Source organism: Pseudomonas sp. B21-040 (genome assembly GCF_024748695.1).
Taxonomy (GTDB): Bacteria; Pseudomonadota; Gammaproteobacteria; order Pseudomonadales; family Pseudomonadaceae; genus Aquipseudomonas.
Map to the genome: position 1 here is coordinate 2255116 of NZ_CP087176.1, position 19785 is coordinate 2274900.

Consider the following 19785-nt stretch of genomic DNA (forward strand, 5'->3'; position numbering starts at 1 on the left):
CAGGAGTAGCACAGGTTAGCCTTGAGTCCCTGGCAAATCGATTTGTGCGTCCAGCAAAGCCATAAAAGCCCTTGCAGCATTCGATAGAGTCCGTTCAGTGTGCAAGATATAGCCTAGCTGGCGAGTCAGTTGTATGCCCGGTAAAGGTATTCGCGCAACCTGATCGTCCAGCATTGTGCGCGGCAATACGCTCCAGGCCAGGCCGATCGAGACCATCATCTTGATCGTTTCCAGGTAATTGGTGCTCATGGCGATATTCGGTGTCAGGCCTTGCGCCTCGAACAGCCGTTGAACGATGTGATGAGTAAAGGTATTACCACCGGGGAAGACTGCCGGGTGCAGGGCAATGTCGGCCAGGTTGACCGCGCCGTTGCTGATCAGCGAATGCTCCGGGGCGACCACGAAATCCAGCGGGTCGTCCCACACCGGCGTCGCCTTGACCAGTGTGTGCGGTTCCGGCGCCAGGGTGATTACTGCCAGTTCCGCACGGCCATGGAGAATTTCTTCGTAGGCCACTTCCGAATCGAGGAACTGAATATCCAGCGCGACTTGGGGGTAGCGCCGGGTGAACTCCCTTAATAAGGGCGGCAACCGGTGCAAGCCGATGTGGTGACTGGTGGCCAGGGTCAGGCGGCCGGACACTTCGCCCGTCAGGTTGGTCAGGGCGCGGCGGGTGTCGTCCAGCACATTGAGAATCTGGTAGGCCCGTGGCAGCAGGGCACGGCCGGCCTCGGTCAGGCCGACTTCGCGGCCCAGACGGTCAAACAGGCGCACCTTCAATTGCTGCTCCAGGCCGGCGATGCGTTTGCTGATGGCGGGCTGAGTCAGGTGCAGCCGTTCGCCGGCGCCGGAGAAGCTCCCGGTCTCGGCAATTGCGATAAAAGCATTGAGGTTGGCCAGATCCATCGTCGTATTCCAGTTGGTTATCCAAAGCATAAAAAATATGAATTTGAGTTATTTAATGTAACCCCCTAGGATCGACCTCACAAGCCAAGGGGTTATTGAACTGTGCAAAACCCAAGGCATAGAAAATAGTAAAAAGCTGATGAGGAACCGTCTGATGGCCGGCAAAACGCTTTACGACAAGCTCTGGGATTCCCATGAAGTGAAACGGCGCGACGATGGGTCGTCGCTGATCTACATCGACCGCCACATCATCCATGAAGTGACTTCGCCCCAAGCTTTCGAAGGCCTGCGCCTGGCCGGGCGCAAGCCTTGGCGAGTCGACTCGATCATCGCCACCCCGGACCACAACGTGCCGACCACCCCGGATCGCAAGGGCGGCATCGAAGCGATTACCGATCAGGTCTCGCGTTTGCAGGTTCAGACCCTCGATGACTACTGCGATGAATACGGCATCACCGAATTCAAGATGAATGACGTGCGTCAGGGCATCGTTCATGTGATCGGTCCGGAGCAGGGCGCAACCTTGCCGGGCATGACCGTAGTCTGCGGCGACTCGCACACCTCGACTCACGGTGCGTTTGGCGCTTTGGCGCACGGTATCGGTACTTCCGAGGTTGAACACGTGTTTGCGACGCAGTGCCTGGTCGCCAAGAAAATGAAGAACATGCTGGTCTCGGTCGAGGGCACATTGCCGTTCGGCGTGACCGCCAAGGACATCGTTCTCGCCGTGATCGGCCAGATCGGCACCGCCGGCGGCAACGGCCACGCTATCGAGTTCGCTGGCAGCGCGATTCGCGACCTGTCCGTCGAAGGCCGCATGACCATCTGCAACATGTCCATTGAAGCCGGCGCTCGTGTGGGGCTGGTGGCTGCGGACGAAAAAACCGTGGAATACGTCAAGGGCCGTCCATTCGCCCCGAAAGGCGCGGAATGGGACATGGCCGTCGAAGCCTGGAAAGATTTGGTCTCCGACGCTGACGCCGTATTCGACACCGTGGTCAAGCTCGACGCGACCCAGATCAAGCCACAAGTCAGCTGGGGCACCTCGCCCGAGATGGTCCTGGCGGTTGATCAGAACGTGCCGGACCCAGCGAAGGAAATGGACCTGGTCAAACGCGGTTCCATCGAGCGCGCGTTGAAGTACATGGGGTTGAGCGCCAATCAGGCGATCACCGACATTCAGTTGGATCGCGTATTTATCGGCTCTTGCACCAACTCGCGGATCGAAGACTTGCGTGCTGCTGCGGTGATCGCGAAGGGCCGCAAAGTCGCTTCGACGATCAAGCAGGCCATCGTTGTGCCGGGCTCGGGCCTGGTGAAGGCACAAGCAGAGGCGGAAGGCCTGGACAAGATTTTCCTCGAGGCCGGTTTCGAATGGCGCGAGCCGGGTTGCTCGATGTGCCTGGCGATGAACCCGGACCGTTTGGAGTCCGGCGAGCATTGCGCATCGACTTCCAACCGCAACTTCGAAGGGCGTCAGGGCGCCGGTGGCCGTACGCACCTGGTCAGCCCGGCCATGGCCGCGGCGGCTGCCGTCAACGGCCGTTTCATCGACGTTCGCGAACTGATCTGAGGAACCGCACATGAGAGCTTTTACCCAACACACCGGTTTGGTCGCGCCATTGGATCGAGCGAACGTCGATACCGACCAGATCATTCCGAAGCAGTTTCTGAAGTCGATCAAGCGCACCGGTTTTGGCCCGAACCTTTTTGATGAGTGGCGCTACCTGGACGTGGGGTATGCCTACCAGGACAACTCCAAGCGCCCGTTGAACAAGGATTTCGTGCTCAACGCCGAGCGTTATCAAGGCGCCAGCGTGTTGCTGGCCCGTGAGAACTTCGGTTGCGGCTCCAGCCGTGAACACGCGCCGTGGGCACTGGAAGAGTACGGTTTCCGCAGCATCATAGCGCCGAGCTACGCCGACATTTTCTACAACAACAGCTTCAAGAACGGCTTGCTGCCGATCATCCTGAGCGACGCTGAAGTGGATGAGCTGTTCCAGCAGGTCGAAGCCAATCCTGGCTATCAGTTGACGGTCGATCTGCAAGCCCAGACGGTGACCCGGCCGGACGGCAAGGTCTACAGCTTCGAACTGGACGAGTTTCGCAAGCATTGCCTGGTCAATGGCCTGGATGACATCGGCCTGACCTTGCAAGACCACGAAGCAATTGCGACGTTTGAGGCCAAGCATCGTGCGAGCCAGCCTTGGTTGTTTCGCGACGCGTAAGCAAGATTGGAATTGATGTAGTCAGGGCTGGCCTCATCGCGGGCAAGCCCGACTCCTACAGGTTATGTGAGCGCCACAATCCCTGTAGGAGCCGAGCTTGCTCGCGATGAGGCCCGAATAAACACCCCAAGACTCACCCCAAAAAGGAAGTCCTCCATGACCAGCACCGCCCAACACAGTCAGGTTGTACAAAAGCAATTCGGTGAACAGGCTTCGGCCTACCTGAGCAGCGCCGTACACGCTCAAGGCACTGAGTTCGCGTTGCTACAGGCCGAACTGGCAGGGCAGGGCAATGCCCGGGTGCTGGACCTGGGTTGCGGCGCCGGTCATGTGAGTTTTCACGTGGCGTCGCTGGTCAAGGAAGTGGTCGCCTACGACCTGTCGCAGCAGATGCTCGACGTGGTCGCTGCCGCTGCTGTTGATCGCGGCATCAGCAACATTTCCACGGTCAACGGCGCCGCCGAGCGTCTGCCGTTTGCCGATGGCGAGTTCGATTTCGTGTTCAGCCGTTATTCGGCGCACCACTGGAGCGATCTCGGTGTAGCCCTGCGCGAAGTTCGTCGGGTGCTGAAACCGGGTGGCGTGGCGGCGTTCATTGACGTGTTGTCACCGGGTAGCCCGTTGTTCGACACTTACCTGCAGAGCGTCGAAGTGCTGCGTGACACCAGCCATGTGCGCGATTATTCGGCCGGTGAGTGGTTGCGACAGGTCAGCGAGGCGGGGTTGCACACGCGCAGCACCACGCGTCAGCGGCTGCGCCTGGAGTACACCTCCTGGGTTGAGCGCATGCGTACACCTGAAGTGATGCGCGCGGCGATCCGCGAATTGCAGCAGTCGATGGGCAACGAAGTACGTGAATACTTTGAGATAGAAGCCGATGGCTCGTTCAGTACCGATGTGTTGGTGCTGTGGGCTGAGCGATAAGCATTTTTCCGGGCGCGCCAGTTGATGGCGCACCGACTGAAGACATGAGGAAAGCATGAGCAAGCAGATTCTGATTCTCCCAGGTGACGGTATTGGCCCGGAAATCATGGCCGAAGCGGTCAAGGTGCTGGAATTGGCCAGTGACAAGTTCGCCCTGGGCTTTGAACTGAGCCACGACGTGATCGGCGGCGCGGCCATCGACAAGCACGGCGTGCCTCTGGCCGACGAAACCCTGGAGCGCGCCCGCGCGGCCGACGCGGTACTGCTGGGCGCCGTGGGCGGCCCGAAATGGGACACCATCGAGCGTGACATCCGCCCTGAGCGCGGCCTGCTGAAAATCCGTGCGCAACTGGGCCTGTTCGGCAACCTGCGTCCGGCGATCCTGTACCCGCAACTGGCCGAAGCTTCGAGCCTGAAGCCGGAAATCGTGGCGGGCCTGGACATCCTGATCGTCCGTGAACTGACCGGCGGTATCTACTTTGGCGCACCACGCGGCACCCGCACCCTGGAAAACGGCGAGCGTCAGTCCTACGACACCCTGCCGTACAGCGAAAGCGAAATCCGCCGTATCGCCCGTGTCGGTTTCGACATGGCCATGGTCCGTGGCAAGAAGCTGTGCTCGGTGGACAAGGCCAACGTATTGGCGTCCAGCCAGCTGTGGCGTGAAATCGTCGAGGAAGTGGCTAAGGATTACCCGCAAGTCGAGCTGAGCCACATGTACGTCGACAACGCCGCCATGCAACTGGTGCGCGCACCGAAGCAGTTCGACGTGATCGTCACCGACAACATGTTCGGCGACATCCTGTCCGACCAGGCCTCAATGCTCACCGGTTCCATTGGCATGCTGCCGTCGGCGTCCCTGGATACCAACAACAAGGGCATGTACGAGCCGTGCCACGGTTCGGCGCCGGACATCGCTGGCAAGGGCATCGCCAACCCGTTGGCGACCATTTTGTCGGTGTCGATGATGCTGCGTTACAGCTTCAACCAGCAGTCGGCGGCCGATGCCATCGAGAAAGCCGTGAGCCTGGTGCTGGATCAAGGGCTGCGCACGGGTGACATCTGGTCGGCGGGTTGCACTAAAGTCGGTACGCAGGAAATGGGTGACGCAGTAGTCGCCGCGCTGCGGAATCTGTAATCTCTCGGGCCCGCTGCCAAATTCAAGACAAAGCAGCGGCCCACATTTCAAGAAGGTGTAGTTGCGATGAAACGTGTAGGTCTGATCGGTTGGCGCGGTATGGTCGGTTCCGTGCTCATGCAGCGGATGCTGGAAGAGCAGGATTTCGATCTTATCGAGCCGGTGTTTTTCACCACTTCCAATGTTGGTGGCCAAGGCCCGTCCGTGGGTAAGGATATTGCTCCGCTCAAGGACGCTTACAGCATTGAAGAGCTGAAAACCCTCGACGTGATTCTGACTTGCCAGGGTGGCGACTACACCAGCGAAGTGTTCCCCAAGCTGCGCGAAGCCGGCTGGCAGGGTTACTGGATCGATGCCGCTTCCAGCCTGCGTATGCAGGATGATGCGGTCATCGTGCTGGACCCGGTCAACCGCAAGGTCATTGACCAGCAGCTGGATGCGGGCACCAAGAATTACATCGGCGGCAACTGCACCGTCAGTCTGATGCTGATGGGCCTGGGTGGCCTGTTTGAAGCCGGTCTGGTGGAGTGGATGAGCGCCATGACCTATCAGGCAGCCTCTGGTGCCGGCGCGCAGAACATGCGTGAACTGATCAAGCAAATGGGCGCGACCCACGCCGCTGTCGCCGATCAACTGGCCGACCCTGCCAGCGCGATCCTCGACATCGATCGTCGTGTCGCCGAAGCCATGCGCAGTGACGCGTACCCGACCGAGAACTTCGGCGTACCGCTGGCCGGCAGCCTGATCCCGTGGATCGACAAGGAACTGCCGAACGGCCAGAGCCGTGAAGAGTGGAAGGCGCAGGCCGAGACCAACAAGATCCTTGGTCGTTTCAAGAGCCCGATTCCGGTCGATGGCATCTGCGTGCGCATCGGCGCCATGCGCTGCCACAGCCAGGCGCTGACCATCAAACTGAACAAAGACGTGCCGATCGCCGACATCGAAGGGCTGATCAGCCAGCACAACCCTTGGGTGAAACTGGTGCCGAACAACCGCGACATCAGCATGCAGGAGCTGAGCCCTACCAAGGTCACTGGCACCCTGAACGTGCCGGTTGGCCGTCTGCGCAAGCTGAACATGGGTTCGCAATTCGTCGGTGCCTTCACCGTCGGCGACCAACTGCTGTGGGGCGCGGCCGAACCGCTGCGTCGCATGCTGCGGATTCTGCTCGAGCGTTGATCGGTTGAAGCAATGAAACAACCCGCGCCTTGAAAGAGGCGCGGGTTTTTTGGTTATTGGGTGACTGTTAAGCCGCCATCGCGAGCAAGCTCGGCTCCTACAAGTGCGATACCAAACCTGTAGGAGCCGAGCTTGCTCGCGATGAGGCCGGAACAGGCACCGCAGATCCCAGCCGAATTGCCTGTACGTCACCCACCCGGTAAAGTGCCGCTCCCCCCGTTTCGCCAGAGGTAGAACCATGACCCAGTCCTTTGATATCGCTGTGATCGGCGCCACCGGTACTGTCGGCGAAACGCTGGTGCAGATTCTTGAAGAGCGCGATTTTCCGGTCGGCAACCTGCACTTGCTGGCCAGCAGCGAATCCGCCGGGCACTCGGTGCCTTTTCGCGGCAAGAACGTGCGGGTGCGGGAAGTCGACGAATTCGATTTCAGCAAAGTCCAATTGGTGTTCTTCGCGGCCGGGCCGGCGGTGACGCTCAGCTTCGCCTCTCGCGCTAGCGCTGCCGGTTGCTCGTTGATCGACCTGTCCGGTGCGTTGCCGGCCGATCAAGCGCCGCAAGTGGTGCCGGAAGCCAATGCCGAGGTATTGGCCACCCTGAAAAAGCCATTCCAGGTCAGCAGCCCAAGCCCTTCGGCCACCACACTGGCCGTGGTGCTGGCGCCATTGCTCGACGTGATCGACCTGCAGCGGGTCAATGTGACCGCCAGCCTGGCGGTCTCCGCTCAAGGCCGCGAAGCGGTAACAGAGCTGGCCCGGCAAACCGCCGAGTTGCTCAACGTGCGTCCGCTGGAGCCGACATTCTTTGATCGGCAGATGGCCTTCAACGTGTTGGCCCAGGTCGGCAAGCCTGATGAGCAGGGCCATACGCTGCTGGAAAAACGCCTGGTGCGCGAGTTGCGTCAGGTCATGGCGCTGCCTTTATTAAAGATTTCCGCCACTTGCATTCAAGCCCCGGTGTTTTTTGGCGATAGCTTTAGCGTGACCTTGCATTCCGCGAGCGCTGTCGACCTGACGAAAGTCAACGCAGCCCTTGAAGATGCACCGGGAATCGAGTTGGTAGAGGCGGGCGATTATCCGACTGCCGTGGGCGATGCGGTGGGGCAGGACGTGGTTTATGTCGGTCGGGTTCGCAGTGGAGTCGACGACCTGTCGGAACTTAATTTGTGGCTGACGTCAGATAACGTACGCAAAGGCGCTGCGCTCAATGCTGTGCAGGTGGCTGAATTGTTGATAAAAGACCAGCTGTAAAAGATACTTGGCAACAATTCGCAGAATGATTCTAGCCGAGCGCTATGCTTGGCCGCAGTGCTGAAAGAAAGCCTCCGTGCGGGGCTTTCCGGGGCAGACAAGAAATGATCGCGCGCGGTGACACTTCAGCGCTGCGCGCAACGCCTTACGGCAGCGACTATCAAGACCTTCTCGCTGGCCGAGGAATGTTCAAACAAAGGATGAGGCTATGGTTCAAGTTCGCAAACTGGTGTTAGCAATTGCGGCCGCCTCGGCGCTGTCCTCTGGTATGGCGCATGCCCTCGGGCTCGGGGAATTGACCCTGAAGTCGACGCTGAACCAACCCTTGGTGGCGGAAATCGAGTTGCTCGACATCAAGGACCTGACGGCGGCCGAAGTGGTGCCGAGCCTGGCCTCGCCTGAAGATTTCGCCAAGGCCGGTGTCGACCGTCAGGCATTTCTCAATGACTTGACCTTCACGCCGGTGCTCAACGCCAGCGGCAAAAGCATCCTGCGTGTGACCTCCAGCAAACCACTGTCCGAACCCATGGTGAAATTCCTGGTTCAGGTGATGTGGCCGAACGGTCGCCTGCTGCGCGATTACAGCGTGTTGCTCGATCCGTCCAAATTCTCGCCGCAGACCGCCGAAGCGGCTGCGCAGCCAGCGCCGACTCCATCAGTCACCGCGCCAGTGACCGGAGCCACTGCGGCGGCTCAGCACACCACCACTGCGCACGATACTCTGTGGGAGATCGCTGCGAAGGCGCGCAATGGCGGCTCGGTCCAGCAAACCATGCTGGCCATCCAGGCGCTGAATCCGGATGCCTTTATCGATGGCAACATCAACCGATTGAAAACCGGTCAAGTGCTGCGCATGCCCGAGCAGGCTCAAGCTACCAGCCTGCCGCAGCCAAAGGCGATTGCCGAAGTGGCCGCGCAGAACAAGGCGTGGCGCCAGGGGCGTCGCTATGTGGCCAAGCCCGGAGCGGGGCAGCAGCAACTCGATGCCACCAAGCGTGGTAGCGCTGACACCGGCAACGCACACTCCACCAAGGACAAGTTGAGCCTGGTCTCGGCCGAATCCGGCAAGGCGGGTGCCAAAGGTGCTGCGGGCGATGCCAAGAATCTGAGCAACAAACTGGCGATTACTCAGGAAAGCCTCGACACGACCCGTCGTGACAATGCCGAACTGAAAAGCCGCATGACCGATCTGCAAAGTCAGCTGGACAAGCTGCAAAAACTGATCGAGCTGAAGAACAATCAACTGGCCAAGATGCAGGCCGTTGGCGCCGCGGGTGCACCTGCGGCGACCGCTCCGGCCATGTCTGCCGAGCTGGCCGCCAACCCTGCGACGGCACCTGCTGAAGTCGCCCCGGCGCCAGAAGCCGCTGCCGCTCCTGCACCAGCACCTGCTGAAACGCCAATCGAGCCTGCACCGGCCGTCTCGGACGATCAGAAATTCAACGAACTGCTGACCAATCCGATCCTGCTGGGTCTGATCGGCGGTGGTGCGGTGGTGCTTGCGCTCTTGCTGTTGTTGCTGGCGCGTCGTCGCAAAGCTCAGCAAGAAGCCGAGAAGCATCTGCGCATGGCCCGTGCATTGTCCGAAGAACAGGACCTGTCCTATGGCAACGACCTGCCGGAAAGCAGCTTTGAAGGCCTGGAAGTTCCACCGCCCAGCGTAAAACTCGCCACGGCGCCGACGCCTGCTCCTGCTCCTGCTCCTGCTCCTGTTCCTAAAGCAGAGCCTGCTCCAGTGGTTGCGCCCGTTGTGATGACGACACCGATCGCAGCACCCCTGGTGTCGCCTGCCGCCGAGCGTGATGACGATGTGCTGAGCAAAGCGCAGTCGCACATCACGGCCGGTCGTCTGAACCAGGCTGCTGCGTTGCTGGAAGACGGCATCAAGCAAGAGCCACAACGCAGTGATCTGCGTCTGAAGCTGATGGAAGTGTATGGCCAGCAAGGCGACCGCGATGCGTTCGTGGGTCAGGAGCGTCAACTGGTCGCCAACGGCGACAACTTCGCTCAGGTCGAAAAGCTCAAGGCTCGTTTCCCGGCCATGGCCCTGGTTGCCGCAGGTGGCCTGGCTGCCGCGGCTATCGCTGCGGAACTGGATGCGCAATACGTCAAGGACCTGCTGCTGGACGAGCCGCAAGCCCCGGCGGCTGCCGATGACGACTTCGACAGCGCTTTCGATTTGAGCCTGGACGATCTGGAGGGAACCTCCCCGGCGGTGGTTACGCCAGAAGAAGACACGTCGACCGAGCTGGAAGAGTTCCCGCTGGATGACGACTTGAGCTTTGAATCGGTGTTGCAGCAGCAAACCGAAATCAAGGAGAACCTCGACGACCTCGCGGACTTCGATCTGGACATGGACCTGGGGGCGGATCCGTCGCCGGCGATCCTCGCTGAAGACGACTTCCTGCTGGATCTGAGCCTGGACGAAGGCCTGAAGGATCTGCCGGTTGTACCTGAAGTGCCGCAGGATGACCTGGAATTGCCTGCCGACTTCGACCTGTCGCTGGCTGATGAAATGGACGCGGCTCCGGCACCGACTCCGACCGTGGCAGGCCTTGACGAACTTCCGGACGCCTTCGAGGCTGAGCTGGATGACGTCAACGCCGAGCTGGATCGTCTGTCCCAGAGCATTGGCGAACCGAGCTTTACCGCAGAGGACGCGATGGCCTCTGCAGGCGACGAGCCGGACTTCGACTTCCTCTCCGGTACGGATGAGGTCGCTACCAAGCTCGATCTGGCTCAGGCCTACATCGACATGGGTGACAATGACGGCGCACGGGACATCCTCAATGAGGTGGTGACCGAGGGTGATGCCGGGCAGAAGAGCGAAGCCAGGGAAATGCTTTCGCGTCTGGCTTGAGTGGTCGCTGCGCAGTAAACAAAACGGCAGCCCGGTGAGGCTGCCGTTTTTGTTCGCGTGATGAGCTGGGGACTCTATCGTTTCGCGCGTTATGTGGTTGTCTATATAGCGAGGCTCGCACGTGTAGTGCAGCGGCACAAAAGACACGCGCCTCTGGCGTCCCGGTCCAGCCGCCTTATAATGCCCGCCTTTGCGCACATCAGCAGGCTGCACCCCTTGGCAAATATAGAGAATCCGGCCGCCGAAATGGCGGCCGACGGCTTTTTCCGCGTCGCACTGGGCGTTGAATACAAAGGTTCGCGTTATCGCGGCTGGCAGCGCCAGGCCAGCGGCGTGCTCACGGTTCAGGAAACCCTTGAGAACGCCTTGTCCAAAGTCGCCGACTCACCGGTGTCGCTGCTCTGCGCCGGGCGTACGGACGCTGGCGTACATGCGTGTGGTCAGGTGGTGCATTTCGATACGCAGGTCGAGCGTTCGATGAAAGCCTGGGTGATGGGCGCCAATATCAATTTGCCCCACGATGTCAGCGTCAGTTGGGCCAAGGTCATGCCGGCGCATTTTCATGCGCGATTCAAGGCTATCGCCCGACGTTATCGTTATGTGATCTACAACGATCAGATCCGTCCGGCACATTTGAACGACGAGATCACCTGGAACCACCGCCCGCTAGACGTCGAGCGCATGGCCGAGGCGGCGCAGTATCTGTTGGGTACCCACGATTTCAGTGCGTTCCGTGCAGGTCAGTGCCAAGCCAAATCGCCGATCAAGGAACTGCATCACCTGCGGGTCACGCGTCACGGCAAGATGATTGTGCTGGACATCCGCGCCAGTGCATTTCTGCATCATATGGTGCGCAACATTGCTGGCGTGCTGATGACCATCGGCGCCGGCGAGCGTCCGGTGGAGTGGATGAAGGAAGTGCTGGAAAGCCGCATTCGCCGTTCCGGCGGGGTCACGGCGCATCCGTTCGGCCTGTATCTGGTGCAGGTCGAGTACCGCGATGAGTTTCAATTGCCCGAGCGTTACATCGGCCCACACTTCCTGACCGGTTTCACGGAACTTGACGGCTGACGCCCTCGAATGCATTTGTTACCATCCGGGACTTCCCCGGATTTACCCTGAGGTTTTATCGACATGTCAGCCGTTCGCAGCAAGATTTGCGGGATTACCCGCATAGAAGATGCGTTGGCGGCGGTCGAGGCGGGGGCCGATGCCATCGGGTTCGTGTTCTATGCCAAAAGCCCGAGGGCTGTGACGTTCCAGCAGGCGCGCGACATCATCAGGGTGCTGCCGCCGTTCGTCACAACCGTGGGGTTGTTCGTCAACGCCAGTCGGTGCGAGCTGGGTGAGTTGCTCGACGCCGTGCCGCTGGACCTGTTGCAGTTCCATGGCGATGAAACGGCTGCCGAGTGTGAAGGGTGGAACCGGCCGTACATCAAGGCGCTTCGGGTCAAGGCGGGTGACGACATCGCGGCGGCCTGCGATGCGTTTCCTACGGCCAGCGGTATCTTGCTTGACGCTTATGTCGAAGGCATTCCCGGTGGAACCGGTGAGGCGTTCGACTGGTCTCTGATACCGCAGGGCTTGAGCAAGCCAATCATTCTGGCGGGCGGTTTGACGCCTGAAAACGTCGCCGAAGCGATTGCCCGGGTCAAGCCTTACGCCGTGGACGTCAGCGGTGGGGTAGAGGCGAGCAAGGGCATCAAGGATCACGCAAAGATTCAGGCATTTATAGAAGCGGTGCGTAGGAGCTAGGTTGATGTGACGGCTGGCAGACTGCCGCCGTCCATAACTTCACTTGCACAAAGCAGGCACGGCTGAGGATGTTTCGGGTTGTACGCAGGTCGCGTTTCGCTGACCCGGCCACTCGATCAATCATCGCCACACACATGAATTTAGCTCAAGGGCATACGCGGGGCTGCGAACAAAGCGTTCGAGCCGCCGGTACTGGAGAAAGAAAGCATGAGCAACTGGTTAGTAGACAAACTGATCCCTTCGATCATGCGTTCCGAGGTCAAGAAGAGCTCGGTGCCTGAAGGTCTGTGGCACAAATGCCCGTCTTGCGAGGCTGTGCTGTATCGTCCGGAGCTGGAAAAGACCCTGGATGTTTGCCCCAAGTGCAACCACCACATGCGTATCGGCGCCCGCGCCCGCATTGATATCTTCCTTGATGCCGAAGGCCGTGCCGAACTGGGTGCGGACCTGGAGCCGGTTGACCGTCTGAAGTTTCGTGACGGCAAGAAGTACAAGGATCGCCTGACTGCTGCCCAGAAGCAGACCGGCGAAAAAGACGCACTGATTTCCATGAGCGGCACATTGCTGGGCATGCCAGTCGTTGTTTCGGCCTTCGAATTCTCCTTCATGGGCGGTTCGATGGGCGCCATCGTCGGTGAGCGCTTCGTTCGCGCCGCCAACTATGCGCTGGAAAACAAGTGCCCAATGATCTGCTTCGCCGCTTCCGGTGGTGCGCGGATGCAGGAAGCCTTGATCTCCCTGATGCAAATGGCCAAGACCTCCGCGGTACTGGCGCGTCTGCGTGAAGAAGGCATTCCGTTCATCTCCGTGCTGACCGACCCGGTTTACGGGGGCGTTTCTGCCAGCCTGGCGATGCTCGGTGATGTGATCGTCGGTGAGCCCAAAGCCCTGATCGGTTTTGCCGGCCCGCGTGTAATCGAGCAAACCGTGCGTGAAAAACTGCCGGAAGGCTTCCAGCGCAGTGAGTTCCTGCTGGAGCACGGTGCCATCGACATGATCGTTCACCGTCAGGAGCTGCGTCCGCGCCTGGGCAACCTGCTGGCGCAAATGATGGGCCTGCCGACGCCGAAATTCGTCGCTGCGCCAATCGAGCCGATCGTGGTTCCACCGGTACCTGCCAACCTATGACCCAACGTACCCTTGGCGAGTGGCTCGCCTACCTTGAGCAGTTGCACCCTTCGGCCATCGACATGGGCCTGGAGCGCTCGCAACAGGTAGCGTCCCGCATGGGACTGGGCAAGCCGGCGCCTCGGGTGATTACGGTCACCGGCACCAACGGCAAGGGTTCTACCTGCGCATTTGTGGCCTCGTTGCTACGGGCGCAGGGCCTGAACGTCGGTGTCTACAACTCTCCGCACCTGCTGCGTTACAACGAGCGGGTGCAGGTCAATGGCGTCGAAGCCACGGATGCCGCGCTGTGCGAAGCCTTCGCGGCTGTCGAGGCCGGCCGTGGCGATACTTCCCTGACGTATTTCGAAATGGGCACCCTGGCAGCGTTCTGGCTGTTTCAACAGGCCGGGCTTGATGCCGTGGTGCTGGAAGTCGGTCTGGGTGGGCGTCTGGACACGGTCAACGTGGTGGATGCCGACATGGCGCTGGTCACCAGCATCGGCGTCGATCATGCGGACTATCTGGGAGATACCCGTGAGTCCGTGGCTTACGAAAAAGCCGGCATCTTCCGCCAGGGCGCGCCTGCGCTGTGTGGCGATCTGAATCCTCCACAACCACTGCTGGACAAGGCGCGCGAGCTGGCTTGCCCGTTTTACCTGCGTGGGCGTGATTTCGACCTCGGCATTACCGATCACAACTGGCAATGGCGCGGACTTGATGCGCAGGGGCGCGCCGTGGAATTGCGTGATTTGCCCTTGCTCGATCTGCCAATGGAAAACGCTGCGCTGGCGTTGCAGGCCTACTTGTTGCTGGGTTTGCCGTGGGTGGATGCACAGATTGTCGATGCCCTGAAAGCGACGCGGGTAGTCGGTCGTCTCGATCGTCGGCAGTTCGACTGGCAGGGCAAGCGCCTGAACCTGTTGCTGGACGTGGGCCATAACCCGCATGCCGCCGAGTACCTGGCTCGCCGTTTGGCCAGTCGACCACCAGCCGGCAAGCGTCTGGCGGTGTTCGGGTTGCTGGCTGACAAGGATCTGGATGGTGTTGTCGGTGAATTGAATGCTAGTGTCCAGCATTGGGCTGTGGCGCCGCTGGATTCGCCGCGCGCCCGTCCGGTCGCTGATTTGCACAAGGCGTTGAAGAGCCTTGGTGCTTGCGTAACATCTTATGCAAGTGTGGCCGCCGCGCTGGAAGGTCAGTGTGCGCTGGCGACGAGCGACGACGAGATTCTGTTGTTCGGATCATTTTATTGTGTCGCCGAAGCCCTTGAATGGTTGGCTCGGCGCTCCACGGAGGAAGCGGCAAATGGCATTGCTGGATAAGGCCTACAAACAGCGTATGGTTGGCGCTCTGGTGCTGGTGGCGTTGGCGGTGATTTTCCTGCCGATGCTGTTTTCCCGGCAGGATGAGCAGCGGCAGGTGACGGTCGATGCGCCGGCTGCGCCGCAGGCGCCGGCAATGCCGCAAGTTCAGGTCGAACCGGTGGTGGTGCCTGAGCCGCAAGCGCTGCCTCAAGAGCCTGTGCCGAGCGATGATGAAATCGCTCAGCAAGAAGTGCCTTCGGCACCTGTTGCGCCGGTTGCCCGTGTAGCCCCTGCGCCTGTGGCCAAGCCGGCTCCGGTGCCTGCTTTGGCCGCCAAGCCTGCTGCCGCGCCGTCGCAGCCTATCTCGGCAGCGCCGGGCAAGCCTGACACCACGCAAAGCCGTATCGACGCCAACGGTCTGTCGGTCAGCTGGTCGGTTCAGGTGGCGAGTCTTGCGAGCCGAGAAAATGCCGAAAGCCTGCAGAAAGACCTGCGCAGTCAGGGCTACAACGCTTACATCCGATCCTCTGATGGCAAGAATCGAGTGTTTGTCGGTCCGCTGATCGAGCGCGCCGAAGCCGACCGTCTGCGTGACTTGTTGGACCGCCAGAAGAAGCTCAAGGGCTTCGTCGTGCGCTTCCAGCCTGAGCGCGGTTAACGAGCGACCAATCGACTCTTTTTGTAGCAGCTGCCGAGCCTGCGAGGCTGCGTCCGGCGGCGCAGTCGTCGTAAAACCTGCCTGTACGGTGTACCTGATACACCGAGTTGCCTGATTTTACGGCTGCTGCGCAGCCGGACGCAGGCTTCGCCAGCGGCTACATTGCTAAGCGCGGTTAAATACTATCGCCCCGATTTGAAATGCACTGACAATCGCAGCTTACCGATAAGCATGGGCTCTGCTAAAATGCGCCGCCTTATCCGTCTGTAGGCTGCACTGTGCCATTTACCTGGGTTGACTGGGCGATCGTTGCAATCGTCGCCATCTCCGCATTGATCAGTCTGAGCCGCGGCTTCGTCAAAGAAGCGCTGTCGCTGGTGACCTGGATCATCGCAGGAGTCGTTGCCTGGATGTTCGGTGGTTCATTGTCCGAGTACCTCGCCGGATACATTCAAACGCCGTCGGCTCGTGTGATCACGGGCTGTGCCATCATGTTTGTCGCCACGTTAATCGTGGGCGCAATGATCAATTATCTTATCGGCGAGTTGGTACGCGTCACCGGGCTTTCCGGGACCGATCGATTCCTCGGCATGGCCTTCGGCGCCGCGCGTGGCGTGTTGCTGGTGGTCGTGGCGGTCGGGCTGTTGAGCCTGGGGCCGGTACAGCAGGACGGGTGGTGGAAAGAGTCACAGCTCGTGCCAAAATTTCTATTGGTCGCTGATTGGTCCAAAAACCTGATTCTCGGGTGGAGCAGTCAGTGGCTTGCCAGCGGTATCAGCGTACCCGCTGAGATACCGTTCAAGGAGCAACTCTTGCCGATGGCCAAAACGCCTCAGTGAGTGTTGTTCAGTTCAGATCCATTAAGTAGGGGTTGCGTCGCATGTGTGGCATCGTCGGTATCGTCGGTAAGTCGAACGTCAATCAGGCGCTGTATGACGCGCTAACCGTGCTCCAGCACCGCGGCCAGGACGCTGCCGGTATCGTGACCAGCCATGATGGCCGGTTATTCCTGCGCAAGGACAACGGCCTGGTGCGTGACGTGTTCCATCAGCGTCACATGCAGCGCCTGGTCGGCCACATGGGCATTGGCCATGTGCGTTACCCGACCGCGGGCAGCTCGACGTCGGCCGAAGCTCAGCCGTTCTACGTCAACTCGCCTTACGGCATCACGTTGGCGCACAACGGCAACCTGACCAACGTTGAACAGCTGGCCAAGGAGATTTACGAATCTGACTTGCGCCACGTCAACACCAACTCCGATTCGGAAGTGCTGCTGAACGTGTTCGCTCACGAACTGGCCCAGCGCGGCAAGTTGCAGCCAACCGAAGAGGACGTGTTCGCCGCCGTCACCGACGTGCACAACCGTTGTGTGGGTGGTTACGCGGTCGTGGCGATGGTGACCGGTTACGGCATCGTCGGTTTCCGTGACCCGCACGGCATCCGCCCGATTGTCTTCGGTCAGCGTCATACCGACGAAGGCGTCGAGTACATGATCGCCTCCGAAAGCGTCTCCCTGGACGTACTCGGTTTCACCCTGATTCGCGACCTTGCACCAGGCGAAGCGGTCTACATCACTGAAGACGGCAAGCTGCACACCCGTCAGTGCGCGACCAACCCGTCCCTGACTCCGTGCATCTTCGAACACGTCTACCTGGCGCGTCCGGATTCGATCATTGACGGCGTTTCTGTCTACAAGGCTCGTCTGCGCATGGGCGAGAAGCTCGCCGAGAAGATCCTGCGCGAGCGTCCTGAGCACGACATCGACGTGGTCATCCCGATCCCGGACACCAGCCGTACCGCGGCCCTGGAGCTGGCGAACCACTTGGGCGTCAAGTTCCGCGAAGGCTTCGTGAAGAACCGCTACATCGGCCGGACCTTCATCATGCCGGGCCAGGCCGCACGGAAAAAGTCCGTACGCCAGAAGCTCAATGCCATTGAATTGGAATTCCGCGGCAAGAACGTCATGTTGGTGGACGACTCGATCGTTCGCGGCACGACCTGCAAGCAGATCATCCAGATGGCTCGCGAAGCCGGCGCCAAAAACGTCTACTTCTGCTCCGCCGCACCGGCCGTTCGCTACCCGAACGTCTACGGCATCGACATGCCGAGCGCCCACGAGCTGATCGCCCACAACCGTTCGACTCAGGACGTTGCTGACCTGATCGGCGCTGACTGGCTGATCTATCAGGATTTGCCTGACTTGATCGAAGCCGTCGGTGGCGGCAAGATCAAGATCGACAAGTTCGATTGCGCGGTGTTCGATGGCCAATACGTCACCGGCGACGTCGACGAGGCTTACCTGAACAAGATTGAGCAGGCACGTAACGATGCCTCCAAGGTCAAGACGCAGGCAGTCAGTGCGATCATCGATCTGTACAACAACTGAGTTTCTACCGGCCCTGAGGGGCCGGTTTTGTATCTACTAAAGACTCTCTATATCAAGCAGCAAGGCAAGGAGTGTGAGCATGAGTCAGGATTGGGATGCCGGTCGGCTGGACAGCGACCTCGAAGGCGTAGCGTTCGATACCCTGGCCGTTCGTGCCGGTCAGCACCGTACGCCGGAAGGCGAACACGGCGATCCGATGTTCTTCACTTCAAGCTACGTATTCCGTACCGCTGCCGACGCGGCTGCGCGGTTTGCCGGTGAAGTGCCGGGCAACGTTTATTCGCGTTACACCAACCCGACGGTGCGTGCGTTCGAAGAGCGCATTGCTGCGCTGGAAAGCGCCGAGCAAGCTGTGGCCACGGCCACCGGCATGGCTGCGATCATGGCGGTGGTGATGAGCCTGTGCAGTGCGGGTGATCATGTGATCGTTTCGCGCAGTGTGTTCGGTTCGACCATCAGCCTGTTTGAAAAGTACTTCAAGCGCTTCGGCATCGAAGTCGATTACGTGCCTCTGGCGGACTTGTCCGGTTGGGATGCGGCAATCAAATCCAACACAAAGTTGCTCTTTGTCGAGTCCCCATCCAACCCGTTGGCCGAGCTGGTGGACATCGCCGCGCTGGCGCAAATCGCACACGCCAAAGGCGCGATGCTGGTGGTCGACAACTGCTTCTGCACCCCGGCGTTGCAGCAGCCGCTGAAGATGGGCGCGGACATCGTCGTGCACTCGGCAACCAAGTTCATCGACGGTCAGGGCCGTTGCATGGGCGGTGTGGTGGCCGGTCGTAGCGAGCAGATGAAAGAAGTGGTCGGTTTCCTGCGTACTGCCGGGCCAACCCTGAGCCCGTTCAACGCCTGGATTTTCCTCAAGGGCCTGGAAACCCTGAACCTGCGGATGAAGGCGCATTGCGCCAACGCCCAGCAACTGGCCGAGTGGCTGGAGCAGCAGGACGGTATCGAGAAAGTCCATTACGCCGGCCTCAAGAGCCACCCGCAGCACGAGTTGGCGTTGCGTCAGCAGAAGGGTTTCGGTGCGGTGGTCAGTTTCGAGGTCAAGGGCGGCAAAGACGGCGCTTGGCGCTTTATCGATGCGACCCGTCTGATTTCGATCACTGCCAACCTCGGTGATACCAAGACCACGATTACCCATCCAAGCACTACCTCTCATGGTCGTCTGGCGCCGCAAGAGCGTGAAGCGGCGGGCATTCGTGACAGCCTGATCCGTATTGCGGTCGGTCTCGAAGACGTGGCTGATCTGCAAGCCGATCTGGCACGCGGGTTGGCAGCCTTGTGATCGAGTTGTCCACGCCGACCTCCGGGTCCAATGGCCGAGTGGCCTTGGTCACCGGTGCCGCGCGCGGTATCGGTCTGGGAATCTCGGCATGGCTGATCAGCGAAGGCTGGCAGGTGGTGCTGAGCGATCTTGATCGGGTGCGTGGTTCGAAAGTGGCGAAAGTGCTCGGCGACAATGCCTGGTTTATCGCCATGGACGTCTCGAACGAAGGGCAGGTGGCACTGGGTGTTGCTGAAGTGCTGGGGCAGTTCGGGCGACTGGATGCGCTGGTCTGCAACGCGGCAGTGGCCGAGCCGCACAACATTACGCTGGAAAGCCTCGATCTGGCTTACTGGAATCGTGTGCTGGCGGTGAACCTCAGTGGGCCGATGTTGTTGGCCAAACACTGTGCGCCGTACCTGCGCGCTCACAGCGGCGCGATCGTCAACCTCGCCTCGACCCGTGCCGGGCAGTCGGAACCGGATACAGAGGCTTATGCAGCGAGCAAGGGCGGTTTATTGGCCCTGACTCACGCATTGGCGATCAGTCTTGGGCCGGAGATCCGCGTCAATGCGGTCAGCCCTGGCTGGATCGACACGCGCGACCCTTCGGTGCGACGTGCCGAGCCGCTGACGGATGCCGATCATGCCCAGCATCCGGCGGGCAGGGTAGGGACGGTCGAAGATGTCGCGGCGATGGTGGCCTGGCTGTTGTCGAAGAATGCCGGCTTTGTCACGGGTCAGGAGTTTGTGGTCGATGGCGGCATGACCAAGAAGATGATTTACAGCGAGTAGTTCCAGCGGACCCATGACAGACAG

17 protein-coding genes are annotated in these 19785 nt (G+C 60.2%); 16 read left to right on the forward strand and 1 reads right to left on the reverse strand.

Going from position 1 to position 19785, the window contains the following annotated elements:
- Positions 1-15 precede the first annotated feature (15 nt).
- Positions 16-906 carry a LysR family transcriptional regulator gene (locus tag LOY55_RS10240; protein ID WP_046026900.1) on the reverse strand — a complete coding sequence of 297 codons (891 nt, stop codon included), beginning with the start codon at positions 904-906 and terminating at the stop codon, positions 16-18.
- A 154-nt stretch (positions 907-1060) separates the two neighbouring features.
- On the opposite strand from LOY55_RS10240, the gene leuC reads away from it, so the two are divergent.
- The 16 genes from leuC to LOY55_RS10320 all read left to right on the forward strand — a co-directional run bounded on the left by leuC (position 1061) and on the right by LOY55_RS10320 (position 19761).
- Entirely contained in the window at positions 1061-2479 is a 1419-nt protein-coding gene (gene leuC, locus LOY55_RS10245; protein ID WP_046026899.1) for a 3-isopropylmalate dehydratase large subunit, read from the forward strand.
- Positions 2480-2489: 10 nt separating this feature from the next.
- Positions 2490-3134, forward strand: a complete 645-nt coding sequence (gene leuD, locus LOY55_RS10250; RefSeq protein WP_046026898.1) for a 3-isopropylmalate dehydratase small subunit — start codon at positions 2490-2492, stop codon at positions 3132-3134.
- Positions 3135-3290: 156 nt separating this feature from the next.
- Positions 3291-4058, forward strand: coding sequence for a class I SAM-dependent methyltransferase (locus tag LOY55_RS10255; protein ID WP_046026897.1), 768 nt, complete (start codon positions 3291-3293; stop codon positions 4056-4058).
- Between the two features lie 55 nt (positions 4059-4113).
- Positions 4114-5196, forward strand: a complete 1083-nt coding sequence (gene leuB, locus LOY55_RS10260; protein ID WP_046026896.1) for a 3-isopropylmalate dehydrogenase — start codon at positions 4114-4116, stop codon at positions 5194-5196.
- A 66-nt stretch (positions 5197-5262) separates the two neighbouring features.
- Complete coding sequence (asd, locus tag LOY55_RS10265; protein WP_046026895.1) at positions 5263-6375, forward strand: aspartate-semialdehyde dehydrogenase; 1113 nt, start codon at positions 5263-5265, stop codon at positions 6373-6375.
- Positions 6376-6613: 238 nt separating this feature from the next.
- Entirely contained in the window at positions 6614-7624 is a 1011-nt protein-coding gene (locus LOY55_RS10270) for an aspartate-semialdehyde dehydrogenase (RefSeq protein WP_046026894.1), read from the forward strand.
- Positions 7625-7832: 208 nt separating this feature from the next.
- Entirely contained in the window at positions 7833-10484 is a 2652-nt protein-coding gene (locus LOY55_RS10275) for a FimV/HubP family polar landmark protein (protein ID WP_223524030.1), read from the forward strand.
- A gap of 246 nt (positions 10485-10730) precedes the next feature.
- The gene (gene truA, locus LOY55_RS10280; protein ID WP_046026892.1) at positions 10731-11555 is read left to right on the forward strand and encodes a tRNA pseudouridine(38-40) synthase TruA; all 825 of its coding nucleotides are present in this window, start codon (positions 10731-10733) and stop codon (positions 11553-11555) included.
- A 63-nt stretch (positions 11556-11618) separates the two neighbouring features.
- On the forward strand, positions 11619-12239 hold the full coding sequence (locus tag LOY55_RS10285; RefSeq protein WP_223524032.1) for a phosphoribosylanthranilate isomerase: 621 nt from the start codon (positions 11619-11621) through the stop codon (positions 12237-12239).
- 207 nt (positions 12240-12446) lie between these two features.
- Complete coding sequence (gene accD, locus LOY55_RS10290; protein WP_109785877.1) at positions 12447-13367, forward strand: acetyl-CoA carboxylase, carboxyltransferase subunit beta; 921 nt, start codon at positions 12447-12449, stop codon at positions 13365-13367.
- Complete coding sequence (folC, locus tag LOY55_RS10295; RefSeq protein WP_223524035.1) at positions 13364-14671, forward strand: bifunctional tetrahydrofolate synthase/dihydrofolate synthase; 1308 nt, start codon at positions 13364-13366, stop codon at positions 14669-14671. The genes accD and folC overlap by 4 nt, the downstream gene beginning before the upstream one ends.
- A complete protein-coding gene (locus tag LOY55_RS10300; RefSeq protein ID WP_046026888.1) occupies positions 14655-15311 on the forward strand; it encodes an SPOR domain-containing protein in 657 nt (218 codons plus the stop codon). Before folC ends, LOY55_RS10300 begins: the two co-directional genes overlap by 17 nt.
- A gap of 278 nt (positions 15312-15589) precedes the next feature.
- A complete protein-coding gene (locus LOY55_RS10305) occupies positions 15590-16150 on the forward strand; it encodes a CvpA family protein (RefSeq protein ID WP_109785875.1) in 561 nt (186 codons plus the stop codon).
- A 41-nt stretch (positions 16151-16191) separates the two neighbouring features.
- Positions 16192-17697: an amidophosphoribosyltransferase gene (purF, locus tag LOY55_RS10310; protein ID WP_046026886.1), complete on the forward strand. Its 1506-nt coding sequence runs from the start codon at positions 16192-16194 to the stop codon at positions 17695-17697.
- Positions 17698-17776: 79 nt separating this feature from the next.
- The gene (locus LOY55_RS10315) at positions 17777-18988 is read left to right on the forward strand and encodes an O-succinylhomoserine sulfhydrylase (RefSeq protein WP_109785874.1); all 1212 of its coding nucleotides are present in this window, start codon (positions 17777-17779) and stop codon (positions 18986-18988) included.
- Complete coding sequence (locus LOY55_RS10320; protein WP_077430531.1) at positions 18985-19761, forward strand: SDR family oxidoreductase; 777 nt, start codon at positions 18985-18987, stop codon at positions 19759-19761. Before LOY55_RS10315 ends, LOY55_RS10320 begins: the two co-directional genes overlap by 4 nt.
- The last annotated feature ends 24 nt before the right edge of the window (positions 19762-19785 follow it).

Coding starts and splice junctions, on each gene's coding strand:
- LOY55_RS10240 (WP_046026900.1), bottom strand. CDS start 906: ATGGATCTGGCCAACCTCAATGCTTTTATCGCAATTGCCGAGACCGGG.
- leuC (WP_046026899.1), top strand. CDS start 1,061: ATGGCCGGCAAAACGCTTTACGACAAGCTCTGGGATTCCCATGAAGTG.
- leuD (WP_046026898.1), top strand. CDS start 2,490: ATGAGAGCTTTTACCCAACACACCGGTTTGGTCGCGCCATTGGATCGA.
- LOY55_RS10255 (WP_046026897.1), top strand. CDS start 3,291: ATGACCAGCACCGCCCAACACAGTCAGGTTGTACAAAAGCAATTCGGT.
- leuB (WP_046026896.1), top strand. CDS start 4,114: ATGAGCAAGCAGATTCTGATTCTCCCAGGTGACGGTATTGGCCCGGAA.
- asd (WP_046026895.1), top strand. CDS start 5,263: ATGAAACGTGTAGGTCTGATCGGTTGGCGCGGTATGGTCGGTTCCGTG.
- LOY55_RS10270 (WP_046026894.1), top strand. CDS start 6,614: ATGACCCAGTCCTTTGATATCGCTGTGATCGGCGCCACCGGTACTGTC.
- LOY55_RS10275 (WP_223524030.1), top strand. CDS start 7,833: ATGGTTCAAGTTCGCAAACTGGTGTTAGCAATTGCGGCCGCCTCGGCG.
- truA (WP_046026892.1), top strand. CDS start 10,731: ATGGCGGCCGACGGCTTTTTCCGCGTCGCACTGGGCGTTGAATACAAA.
- LOY55_RS10285 (WP_223524032.1), top strand. CDS start 11,619: ATGTCAGCCGTTCGCAGCAAGATTTGCGGGATTACCCGCATAGAAGAT.
- accD (WP_109785877.1), top strand. CDS start 12,447: ATGAGCAACTGGTTAGTAGACAAACTGATCCCTTCGATCATGCGTTCC.
- folC (WP_223524035.1), top strand. CDS start 13,364: ATGACCCAACGTACCCTTGGCGAGTGGCTCGCCTACCTTGAGCAGTTG.
- LOY55_RS10300 (WP_046026888.1), top strand. CDS start 14,655: ATGGCATTGCTGGATAAGGCCTACAAACAGCGTATGGTTGGCGCTCTG.
- purF (WP_046026886.1), top strand. CDS start 16,192: ATGTGTGGCATCGTCGGTATCGTCGGTAAGTCGAACGTCAATCAGGCG.
- LOY55_RS10315 (WP_109785874.1), top strand. CDS start 17,777: ATGAGTCAGGATTGGGATGCCGGTCGGCTGGACAGCGACCTCGAAGGC.